Source organism: Rheinheimera sp., assembly GCF_020217005.1.
Classification (GTDB): Bacteria; Pseudomonadota; Gammaproteobacteria; order Enterobacterales; family Alteromonadaceae; genus Pararheinheimera.
On record NZ_JAIWOI010000348.1, the window covers coordinates 1 to 11,168 of the forward strand.

General features: G+C 46.9%; 8 protein-coding genes and 4 tRNA genes. 5 read left to right on the plus strand and 7 right to left on the minus strand.

Features of this window, described 5'->3' with window-relative positions; translation table 11 throughout:
• The 5 genes from LDL40_RS17055 to LDL40_RS17075 all read left to right on the plus strand — a co-directional run.
• On the plus strand, positions 1 to 1,773 hold a 1,773-nt coding region (locus tag LDL40_RS17055), incomplete at its 5' end, for an ATP-binding protein (protein ID WP_300996657.1).
• Positions 1,774 to 3,156 (plus strand): sigma-54 dependent transcriptional regulator, encoded by a 1,383-nt coding sequence (locus LDL40_RS17060; RefSeq protein WP_300996658.1) that lies wholly within the window; start codon positions 1,774 to 1,776, stop codon positions 3,154 to 3,156. It begins immediately after the preceding gene.
• 196 nt (positions 3,157 to 3,352) lie between these two features.
• Positions 3,353 to 4,678, plus strand: coding sequence for a dicarboxylate/amino acid:cation symporter (locus tag LDL40_RS17065; RefSeq protein ID WP_300996659.1), 1,326 nt, complete (start codon positions 3,353 to 3,355; stop codon positions 4,676 to 4,678).
• A complete protein-coding gene (locus LDL40_RS17070; protein WP_300996660.1) occupies positions 4,671 to 5,627 on the plus strand; it encodes a porin in 957 nt (318 codons plus the stop codon). The genes LDL40_RS17065 and LDL40_RS17070 overlap by 8 nt, the downstream gene beginning before the upstream one ends.
• Before the next feature lie 45 nt (positions 5,628 to 5,672).
• Positions 5,673 to 7,091, plus strand: a complete 1,419-nt coding sequence (locus tag LDL40_RS17075) for a DASS family sodium-coupled anion symporter (RefSeq protein WP_300996661.1) — start codon at positions 5,673 to 5,675, stop codon at positions 7,089 to 7,091.
• A gap of 135 nt (positions 7,092 to 7,226) precedes the next feature.
• Here LDL40_RS17075 and LDL40_RS17080 read toward each other — a convergent pair.
• The 7 genes from LDL40_RS17080 to uvrY form a co-directional block, all read right to left on the minus strand.
• Positions 7,227 to 7,302 (minus strand) — tRNA-Gly (locus tag LDL40_RS17080).
• A gap of 73 nt (positions 7,303 to 7,375) precedes the next feature.
• A tRNA-Leu gene (locus tag LDL40_RS17085) sits at positions 7,376 to 7,462 on the minus strand.
• 56 nt (positions 7,463 to 7,518) lie between these two features.
• Positions 7,519 to 7,592: transfer RNA gene (locus tag LDL40_RS17090), tRNA-Cys, on the minus strand.
• 15 nt (positions 7,593 to 7,607) lie between these two features.
• Positions 7,608 to 7,683 (minus strand) — tRNA-Gly (locus LDL40_RS17095).
• A gap of 133 nt (positions 7,684 to 7,816) precedes the next feature.
• Positions 7,817 to 8,359 carry a CDP-diacylglycerol--glycerol-3-phosphate 3-phosphatidyltransferase gene (gene pgsA, locus LDL40_RS17100; protein WP_300996662.1) on the minus strand — a complete coding sequence of 181 codons (543 nt, stop codon included), beginning with the start codon at positions 8,357 to 8,359 and terminating at the stop codon, positions 7,817 to 7,819.
• A gap of 30 nt (positions 8,360 to 8,389) precedes the next feature.
• Complete coding sequence (uvrC, locus tag LDL40_RS17105; protein WP_300996664.1) at positions 8,390 to 10,204, minus strand: excinuclease ABC subunit UvrC; 1,815 nt, start codon at positions 10,202 to 10,204, stop codon at positions 8,390 to 8,392.
• Positions 10,205 to 10,228: 24 nt separating this feature from the next.
• Complete coding sequence (gene uvrY / locus LDL40_RS17110; protein WP_300996665.1) at positions 10,229 to 10,873, minus strand: UvrY/SirA/GacA family response regulator transcription factor; 645 nt, start codon at positions 10,871 to 10,873, stop codon at positions 10,229 to 10,231.
• Between the last annotated feature and the right edge of the window lie 295 nt (positions 10,874 to 11,168).

Genomic DNA, 11,168 nt, shown 5'->3' on the forward strand with positions numbered 1-11,168 from the left:
TTTTTGCTGATCTGTGGTTACTTGCTGGTACTACTACTGGCCGCATCAGCAGCGCAGCATTGGAACTATCGTCAGCTGACCGTCAAAGCCCAACAACAAAGTGATAACCTCGCCGCCTTTATCCGTTATGAAATTGGCCGCTATGCCGATTTACCCAAACAGGTCGCTGACTCAGACTTATTACAGTCACTGCTGCGCGATCTGCCAGCCAGTAGCGAGCAGCTAAATCAATATTTATTTCAACTACAACGCAGTGCGGATGTCGCTGATTTATATCTGGTTAATCCTGCAGGCATAGTGATAGCAAGCTCTAATGCAAAAGGCCGCATTTATTATCTGGGCCGGGATTTTGGCTTCAGACCTTATGTGCAACAAGCGCTGGCGGGCCAGCACGCACAGTATTACGCTTTGGGTCACACCAGCGAACGTCGGGGTTATTACTACAGTGTCCCTGTTCGTATCAAAGGACAGATCCTGGCTGTGATGGTGGCGAAAGTCGATCTGGAACCTATAGAGCAACATCAACAACAAATTGCTGGTTTAGCCGATAGCCACTTTATGGTGACAGGACAAAGCGACGAAGTGTTTTTGTCAGATGTTCCGGACTGGCGTTTAACCAGCTTAACTGGCAAACCACTGACTGCGTCCGAACAGCAACGTTACATCACGCAAGCGATAAAGCCTCTGCGTTATACTGTGGGTTCGGCCTTATTGGCTACGGCTTATCCGCTTTGGCATTTGCCCTTTGGCGATAAAACGCAGAGTTTTTTGCCTTATCAACGAACTTTGCCAGAGTTTGGCTGGACTTTAACTGTACTGGCCTCACCTGCTCCACAACAGTCTGCGTTATGGTATGTGCTCTTGCTGGTGACTTTAGTCTATAGCTCAGCCCTGCTGGCGATCTGGGTGCGACGCGAACGAAAAAAACGTCACCAGCAACTCGTTCAACACAATCAGCAGTTGGAACAAAGGGTGATAGACCGCACTAAAGATTTGGCTGAAACCAACAGGCAATTGATACGACAGATTGAGCGGCGTGAGCAAACCGAAACCGAGCTGGCTCAAACCGAACAGCATCTGGTACAAACAGCGAAACTTGCCACTATAGGCGCTTTGTCCGCTTCGTTGAATCATGAGTTAAATCAACCTTTGACGGCTTTACAAAGCTACGCTCAAACCACTGAAAAATTGCTCGATAAAGGTTATCTGGACGACGCAAAAACCAATATTCAGGCGATGCGGCAACTGATGCAGCGCTTAAGTGTGATAGTGGCGCAGTTTAAAGATTTTAGTCGTAAAAGTTCTGGCAAAAACCAGTTGGTGCAGGTGAATAAACTGGTGCTGGATGCGCTGGGTATAGTGAAACACCAATGCCAACAGCAAGGTGTCAAAATACGGCTGCAATTGCCTGATCAGTCTCCTGCAGTTCTGGCCGACAGTATTCAGCTGGAGCAGGTGTTGGTGAATATTCTGACCAATGGTGTACAGGCGATGGCTGGATTAGCGGATGCCGCTTTTCATGTCGCAGTCAGGACTCAGGCTCATCAGGTGAGCATTCATATTCGCGATCAGGGGCCTGGTATAGAACCTCATCATCTGGAACGCATTTTCGAAGCCTTTTTTACCACCAAACAACGCGATGGCTTGGGTTTGGGTCTTTCCATTTCACAACGTATAGTGCAATCATTTGGTGGCCACCTTGAAGTGCGTAATGCGCCACAAGGCGGCGCCGAATTTATTATTGTGCTTTTGACTGCGACAACAGGATCTTAAATGGCCAACATTGAACAACAGCCTCCAGCCATTATTTTTATTGACGATGAGGCTGATATCCGAGGCGCTGTCAGCCAGTTGTTTAAACTTGAAGATTTAACCTGTATTGCTACGGCCAATCCTGCGGACGTCTTAAGCCGGGTCAGCAGCAGTTTCAACGGAATAGTCATCACCGATATGCATATGCCGGCCTTAAATGGCCTGGAACTATTGCAAAAAATTCATGCCATAGACGCCGAAATTCCGGTGGTGATGCTGACAGGTTACGGCGCTGTCTCGCTGGCAGTAAAAGCCATGCAGCAAGGCGCTTACGATTTTCTGGAAAAGCCTTTTGATAATGACCATTTGATTGAAGTCAGCCGCCGCGCTTTAGAAAAACGTCATTTAGTACTGGAAAACCGCCAGCTCAAAGCTGCGGTTGCACGCGAACAACAACCAGGTTTACGTATCTTAGGGCAAAGCCCGGCCATGCAGCAGTTGCGCCGTACTCTGGATGCAGTGATCAACGCCCCTGCCGATGTGCTGATTTATGGTGAAACCGGCACAGGCAAAGAGCTGGTCGCCCGTTATTTACACGAACAAAGCGACAGACGTCAGCATAACTTTGTGGCTATCAACTGCGGTGCTATTCCAGAGCAGCTGATAGAAAGTGAACTCTTTGGTGCCGAAGCCGGTGCTTTTACCGGCGCAGACAAAAAACGTATCGGAAAGTTTGAATTTGCCAACGGTGGTACTTTGCTGCTGGACGAAATCGAAAGTACACCTCTGTCTTTGCAGGTCAAACTGCTGAGGGTGCTGGAAGAACGCAAAGTAACCCGCTTAGGCTCCAATCAGGCTATTGATTTGAATATTCGGGTGATAGCGGCCAGTAAATCCGATTTAAAACAGCTGGCAAGCACAGGTGAATTTCGCAGTGATTTGTATTACCGCTTGTCTCTGGTGGATTTACAGCTGCCACCGCTACGCCAACGCAAAGATGATGTGTTTTTATTGTTTTCGCACTATGCCCGTATAGCGGCGGCGCGTTTTCATAAAGAGTACATTCCACTTCAAAGTGTCGGGTTACAGCAGTTAGCTCAGCACCAATGGCCAGGTAACGTCCGAGAGCTGCGTAATATGGCCGAACGTTATGTCTTGATGGGGGCTGATATCGCCTTTAGTCAACAACAGCATAAAGCTGAACATGGCATCACAGGCTGCATGAGTTTGCAGCAACGCGTGGAATACTACGAAAAAATGCTGTTGGAAGAAGCGTTGAATCAGCACAAAGGTGCAATAAAAGCTGTGATGGCAGAGCTGGATTTACCGCGCAAAACCTTGTACGACAAAATGGCGAAGTATCAACTGACCCGCCGCGACTTTCTGGATAAGCCGGAAGACTAACACAATCTTGTGCGGATTAAGTGACACAAAGAGTTGCCATCTGTGTGGAATTCCGCACACCCCTCGAAAGAGCTTCAATCTACAACATATAACCCTTTGTATTTTATAGACATATTCAATAAAACAAAGCTGGCCTTCTCTTTGCTATTGACTGTCTGACAGGGAGATTTTCTCCATAACCAGAGAGACAATAACAATGAAAAATAAAGCCATAAGGCTGTTATCCAGCCTGTATATCCAGGTATTAATTGCCATCAGTGTCGGTATCTTTTTAGGTCATTTTTACCCAGAGTTTGGTACTGCAATGCAGCCACTGGGCACAGCTTTTATCAAGCTGATTAAAATGATTATCGCGCCCATTATCTTTTGTACCGTAGTGGTAGGTATAGCTGGTATGGAAGATATGAAAAAGGTAGGCAAAACAGGTGGTTACGCCCTGCTCTACTTTGAAATCGTATCCACCATTGCATTAATTATTGGTTTAGTTGTGATTAACCTCGTCAAGCCTGGTGTTGGTATGCATATCGACCCGGCCAGTCTGGACCAGCATTCCATCAGTAAATACACAGCGCCAGATCAGATGCAAAGCACCACAGACTTTTTACTGAATGTGATCCCTAGCAGCGTCTTTGATGCTTTTGCACGGGGTGACATGCTGCAAGTACTGTTTTTCTCTATTTTGTTTGGTTTTGCGTTACAGCGTTTAGGCGGACGACAAAACCTGATTTTTGGTTATGTCGAGAAAAGCTCCGAAGTGTTATTTGCCATAGTGCATATGCTGATGAAAGTCGCGCCTATAGGTGCTTTTGGAGCTATGGCTTTCACCATAGGCAAATACGGCATTGCGACTTTATGGTCGTTAGCAGGCCTAATGGCGACCTTCTATCTGACCTGTTTAGTCTTTATTTTCGTAGTACTGGGTGCTATTTGCCGTTACCACGATTTTTCTATCCTCAGGTTTATCCGCTATATCAAAGAAGAATTACTGATAGTATTAGGTACCTCTTCTTCAGAGTCTGTATTGCCTCGTATGATGGCCAAACTTGAGCGCCTGGGCGCAACCAAATCTACCGTCGGGTTAGTGATCCCTACTGGTTACTCATTTAATCTGGACGGCACAGCTATTTATTTAACTATGGCAGCAGTTTTTATTGCTCAGGCCACGGATACCCCTATGGATTTAACGCAGCAGCTGACCTTGCTGGCTGTGCTTTTAGTCACCTCTAAAGGTGCGGCCGGCGTTACAGGCAGTGGTTTTATTGTATTGGCAGCCACTTTAGCATCGGTGGGCTCAGTGCCTGTCGCTGGCATCGCATTAATTTTAGGCATAGACAGATTTATGTCCGAAGCCCGTGCTTTAACCAATTTGATAGGTAACGGTGTAGCTACTTTAGTAGTGTCTAAATGGTGTGGGGAACTCGACACTGCACAACTGGATAAAGAGCTGGCGCAAGGAGCTAGTGTTGTAGAAAAAAGTGCTACTGTCGCAACAGCCAGCACTGCAGAGGTGCAACATGGCTAAGTCGTATTTATCAGTAATGCTCTTTGCTACTCTTGCATCCAGTGCTTCAGCCAATGCCTTTGAATGGGATTGGTATGGCAAACTTGAGTTGCAGGCGCTGGATGTCGACAAAGGCTTGTATCGATACGCCGATCAGGGCCACCAGATCGAGGCTCCTTTTTCACGGTTAGGTCTGAAAGCCAAACATCAACTGACGGAAGGCCTTGCTGTGATTGCGGTCTACGAATGGCAAGTCAATGGGCTGGATGATGCCAACAGAGATCACAAACTAGGCTCGCGTAACACCTACATTGGCGTTGCCGGTACGTATGGCGAACTGGTGTTTGGCAAAAACGACACCAAGTTTAAAAAGTCCGAAGGCAAAATCGATTTATTCAATGAAACCCTGGCCGATATGGCACAAATTACACCGGGTCAGGACAGGTTGGAGAATGTGATTGGCTACCAGTCGCCCATGGTTGAAGGTTTCAATTTTTCAGCGACTTACCAGACTGGAGCCAGCGACGAAACTGCCGGGGGTTATGACTGGGTACTGGGCTATGGTGATCCAGCTTTGAAAAAACATCCTGTATATCTGGCCTACGGTCGTACAGATGAGCTGAATAACATCACCGCTGAACGAATAGTGGCGCAAATGCCTTTGTGGCAGGCAGACGGGGCCAAGCTTGCCGCTGGTCTAATGTACCAGCACAGTGAGCATGTGACTCGCGCAGTTCAGGGGGATGCCTGGCTGGCTCAGCTGAGTTACCAGCGTGGTGACTGGACATATAAATGGCAATGGCAGAAAGATGACAGCCAAACCCGCCATGCTGAAAAAGCCCGTCTGAATAACATTGGATTGGATTACCAATGGCGAAACAATTTGACGGCTTACCTGCTTCTGTCCACACTCAATTTCGAAACCGACAATGATCACGCAGCCGCTTTAGGTTTGAAGTTCTTGTTCTGATCCGGACCGGAGCTTAGCTCCGGTCTCTTTTCGTAAGGATTGTCTATGTCAATTATGACCAGCCGCTTACTTCTACTCTGCGGTCCTTTATTACTCTTACTCACTCTTATTCTCCCTCCACCGGCCACAGCAATGAGCCAGGCAGCCTGGATGGTCACAGGTTTAATGGCCTGGATGGTATTGTGGTGGATCACAGAAATAGTGCCTATCCCCGTTACCTCTATCCTGCCGATGATTTTTATTCCAGTACTGGGCATAGATAAACTGGATGCAGCGACTTCACCTTATGCCCATCCGTTGATCTTTTTATTTTTTGGTGGCTTCTTTTTATCCATTGCGATGGAGAAGACCAATTTACACAGGCGCATTGCGCTAAAAGCCTTGTCTCTGGTCGGCACTTCACCCGGACTACAAATTGCTGCCTTAATGGCTGTCACAGCCTTTTTGTCGATGTGGATGTCCAACACCGCCACATCCGTGATGATGTTGCCTATCGGTTTATCTATTATCGCTATGGCGAATGCTTCAACCCAGGACCAGTTTGGCAAGGCTGTGTTATTGGGGATTGCCTACAGCGCCAGTATTGGTGGTGTAGCAACACTGATCGGCACGCCGCCTAATGCCTTATTAGCTGCCTATCTGTCAAAAAGCTATAGCATTCAAATCAGCTTTGCCGACTGGATGATTTTAGGTGTTCCTTTGGCGCTGACCATGCTTGTCATTTGTTGGTTCTGGCTGACTAAAATCCATTTCCGGATGCCTGCAACTGACTCTGGTCAAAATGACACTCCAGCCCAGTTAAAAGCGCTAGGCTTGATGTCTCGTTCACAAAAGTTGGTGCTGATGGTGTTTGCACTGGCAGCATTAAGCTGGATTAGCCAGCAATGGTTGGTGAAATGGACTGGGCTGCCCATTAGCGACACTGTCATTGCACTTTGCGCCGCCGCTTTATTGTTTTTATTGCCGGGAGAAAAAGGTTCTGGCGCTGCTTTGTTAGAATGGAAAGACAGTCAGAATGTGCCTTGGGGCGTTTTATTGCTGTTTGGTGGTGGCTTGAGTATGGCGGATCAGATCCAAAAGACCGGTGTGGCTGAACTCTTGGCGCAACAACTGCATTTATTGGACGGTGTACCGCCTATCCTGCTGTTGGTAGCAGTCACCAGTCTGATTATCTTCCTGACGGAAGTCACCAGTAATACAGCGACTGCCGCAGCCTTCCTGCCATTATTGGGCCCTGTTGCTGTCTCTATGGAATTGTCGCCACTGTACTTAGTAGTACCAGCTGCGTTAGCTGCTAGTTTTGCCTTTATGTTACCAGTGGCAACGCCTCCTAACGCTATAGTGTTCGCGTCAGGTAAATTGCAGATCAAAGACATGGTCAGAGCAGGTTTAGTGTTGAATCTGGTCGGTATAGCGGCTATCAGCCTGTTTAGTTTATGGTTAGGGCCACAATTGCTGAGTTAAATACGTGAACGGACAGCAAGAAGCGGCCAAGGCCGCTTCTTGCTTTTATACGAAAAACTTAAAGCTAAAGGTGCAAAGACAACATGCTTTAGGCTAAAAGCAAAAAAGCAGCACTAAGGCTGCTTTTTCTTAATTTGGAGCGGGCAACGAGGCTCGAACTCGTGACCTCGACCTTGGCAAGGTCGCGCTCTACCAACTGAGCTATGCCCGCTGAGGGTCTTGCTAACTTCGACCTGTTTTGGTACTTCAGGTCTGATCCACATCTCTACATCATCATGCAGAGATGGTGCCCGGGGCCGGACTTGAACCGGCACGCCCTTTCGAGCGAGGGATTTTAAATCCCTTGTGTCTACCGATTTCACCACCCGGGCAAACACTTTCTTTTTGTATTACAGCCAACAGCATTCAACCAAGTACCAGCATTAAATGGAGGCGGGTCCCGGAGTCGAACCGAGGTAGACGGATTTGCAATCCGCTGCATGGCCATTCTGCCAACCCGCCATCTGGCGTACGACTTGGAGCGGGCAACGAGGCTCGAACTCGTGACCTCGACCTTGGCAAGGTCGCGCTCTACCAACTGAGCTATGCCCGCTTTTAACTGGCCATTCGCCGTAACACGAGACGCATTCTACTGGTTTATGCTTTTACGTCAACCACAAATTTATGCTTTTAAATTCGTTTGCTCAAAAAGTAGCTTGGCTGCTGTTTTTGCAAACTTTTTCCGCTTATTTACTCAGCGAAGGCCAGGATGCTTTTAAATAAACCAGCATAGACCAGACTGTTAATAAAGTAGCAATGTAAAGCAACGCCATACTTACATCCGTCAGCCAATCGACGGGTTGCCATATTAAGCCAATCAAAGCCAACATCTGCGCTGCAGTTTTGTATTTGCCAACTTCGGATACAGCCACCTGAGCGCGTTGCCCTACTCCAGCCATCCATTCACGCAAGGCCGAAATTAAAATCTCCCGACTTATCATAATAAAAGCCGGAATAGTCACCCACAGAGTTTGCATATCCACAGCAATCAGCACTAAGGCCGCTGCAACCATCAGTTTGTCTGCGACCGGGTCTAAAAAGGCACCAAAAGGAGTCATTAATTGCATTTTACGCGCTATGTAACCATCCAGCATGTCCGTGATAGCAGCAAACCAGAAAGCAAAAGCGGCAAAAAAACGGGCGTGTTCCAATTCAGAGTAAAAGCAGAATAGACAAACCGGGATCAAACACAATCGGAACAGAGTCAACAGATTTGGAATATTCCACATAACACTACTTCTCAAAGTCGGCACAAATTTTTAGTTATTGTGACATGCCTGGTAAATCTTTTCGGCCTGTTGCCTGGAAATTCCCGGTACTGTCGCGAGTTCGTCCACAGAAGCCTGCATCACGCCATGCAAACCTCCGAGATATTGTAACAAAGCTTGTCGGCGTTTCTCACCTACTCCGTCGATATTTTCTAACGGGCTTTTAATGATGGCTTTACCGCGTTTATTACGATGGCCTGTAATAGCAAAACGGTGTGCTTCATCACGGATTTGCTGAATTAAATGCAAAGCCGGTGATTCTGCAGCAAGAGAGAAACCGGCCGGGTTGTCAGGTAAAATTAAAGTTTCTAAACCTGGTTTACGGCTGGTGCCTTTGGCTACACCCACCAATAGCGGCCTTTTGCTAAAAGGCCAGTCGCTGAAAAAGTTAATAGCCTGAGTGAGTTGTCCCTGGCCGCCATCTATTAAAATCAAATCAGGAATACGGCTTTCATCTGTTAGTTTGCCATACCTTTTGTTTAGCGCGAATAGCATAGCGGCATAGTCATCTCCAGGTGTTATGCCTTCTACGTTAAAACGACGATATTCGCTTTTATTCGGCCCTTGCCCATCAAATACTACACAAGAAGCAATAGTCGACTGCCCCATAGTGTGACTGACATCAAAGCATTCCATCCGATCCAGGGACTCAAGTTGTAGCGTCTGTTTCAACTCGCGGTAACGCACAGCCACTTGTTCTTTGACTGATAACTTTGTCGCTGCTGCCAATTGAGCATTCTTTTGGGCTAAGGCTAAATAACGGGCTTTTTCGCCTCGCTTGGCATAAACAAAACTGACTTTACGCTGGGCTAACTCACTGATGGCCTGCGCCAACTGTTCGTCATCTGCTACCTGCTCGCTTAACACCAGCTCCTTAGGCACCATTTGGCCACCGGCACCACTTAAATAAAACTGCGCTAAAAAGGACGGCAAAATCTCTTCAGTTTCAGAACCAGCCGGCACTTTCGGGAAAAAGTTCTTACTGCCAAGCACTTTGTGATCACGGATAAAGAGCACATGAATGCAGGCTACTCCATGCGACCATTCCAGTGCTATCACATCCATCTCTTCGTGATCACCACTGACGTATTGCTGCTCCTGCACTTTGCGTAAACTGACAATCTGATCCCTGTACTGAGCCGCTTTCTCAAAGGCCATTTCGCTGCTGGCTATTTCCATTTTCTCCACCAGTTGCTCTATCAACAGCTGACTTTTGCCAGATAAAAACAACGAAGTATTTCTAACTTCAGCGGCGTACTCTTCGTCAGATATTTTGCCAACACAAGGCGCAGAGCAGAGCTTTAACTGATATTGCAGGCAAGGCCGGGTTCGGGCGCGATAAAAACCGTCCTCGCACTGGCGTATAGGGAATACTTTTTGCAATAGTTTTAAACTTTCCCAGACAGCACCTGCACTGGGGTAAGGACCAAAATACTGACCTTCCACTTTGCGGGGGCCACGATGCGAACTGATACGAGGGTGTTTGTGGTTGGTGATCAAAATAAACGGATAAGACTTATCGTCCCTGAGTAGAATGTTGTATTTAGGTAGGTACTGTTTAATCAGATTATTTTCTAATATCAGTGCTTCAGTTTCACTTTGGGTGACAGTTATTTCCACATTGTGAATATGGCTGACTAAAGCTCTGGTTTTACTGCCTGAAACATTTTGACGAAAATAACTGGATAAGCGTTTTTTTAGATCTTTGGCTTTACCGACGTAAATGACAGTTTCTTTCTGATCCAGCATGCGATAGACGCCAGGGAGATGAGGCGCGGTTTTCAGGAAATTTTTGGCGTCAAACATCGTTATTTAACATCATAGCGCAGGTTATAACTTTGCAATGTCGATCATGCCATGGCGTAAAGCAAGGTGAGTCAACTCGACGTCACCGCTAATGTCCAGCTTTTCAAACATCCGGTAGCGATAAGAATTGACGGTTTTAGCGCTCACATTCAACTGCTCTGCTATGTCATTGACCTTCTGACCACGGGTGATCATCAACATGATCTGCATTTCACGGTCTGATAATTCTTCGAAAGGATTCTGGTTGTTACTGGTGACACGGCTCATCGCCATTTTCTGAGCTACCTCTCCGGAGATATATCGCTCACCAGCGTGCACTTTGCGTATGGCACTGACCATTTCCGACGGAGCGGCATTTTTAGAGATAAAGCCTGAAGCCCCTAATTGCATCACTTTAGTTGGCACAGGTTCTTCACATGATACAGATAACGCCAGTACTTTAATTTCAGGGCAGTAATGTAAAATACGTTTGGTAGCAGTCATGCCGCCCATGCCAGGCATGTTCATATCCATCAGTACCACATCAGGTGTTTGGGCGCGACAAAACTGGATGGCAGCTTCACCAGAAATAGCTTCGCCAATCACCTTGATACCACGCTCGTCCATTAGTATACGACTGATGCCGGTCCGAACCAGCTCGTGATCATCCACTAATAACACATTAATCAATTTGATTTCTCCGGGGCAAAGGTAAACAGCTTTAGTCTAGTCCTAATCTGACTGAGCATAAAGCAGAGACAGGATAAAGCTCAAGCACTTCATCACCGAATGTGATAAGTAACACAAATTTGTATGGGATGACACAGAAAAATCTTAAAAACCAATAAGATAGAAAAGCTGCAGATATAAAAAAACCACCTTTATGGTGGTTTTAATGGCGGAGGGGGAGAGATTCGAACTCTCGGAAGGCTATTAACCTTCGCCGGTTTTCAAGACCGGTGCATTAAACCGCTCTGCCACCCCT

Bases quoted from the DNA above. Each gene is read 5' to 3' on its own strand.
- LDL40_RS17060 (WP_300996658.1), top strand. From the start codon at position 1,774: ATGGCCAACATTGAACAACAGCCTCCAGCCATTATTTTTATTGACGAT.
- LDL40_RS17065 (WP_300996659.1), top strand. From the start codon at position 3,353: ATGAAAAATAAAGCCATAAGGCTGTTATCCAGCCTGTATATCCAGGTA.
- LDL40_RS17070 (WP_300996660.1), top strand. From the start codon at position 4,671: ATGGCTAAGTCGTATTTATCAGTAATGCTCTTTGCTACTCTTGCATCC.
- LDL40_RS17075 (WP_300996661.1), top strand. From the start codon at position 5,673: ATGTCAATTATGACCAGCCGCTTACTTCTACTCTGCGGTCCTTTATTA.
- pgsA (WP_300996662.1), bottom strand. From the start codon at position 8,359: ATGTGGAATATTCCAAATCTGTTGACTCTGTTCCGATTGTGTTTGATC.
- uvrC (WP_300996664.1), bottom strand. From the start codon at position 10,204: ATGTTTGACGCCAAAAATTTCCTGAAAACCGCGCCTCATCTCCCTGGC.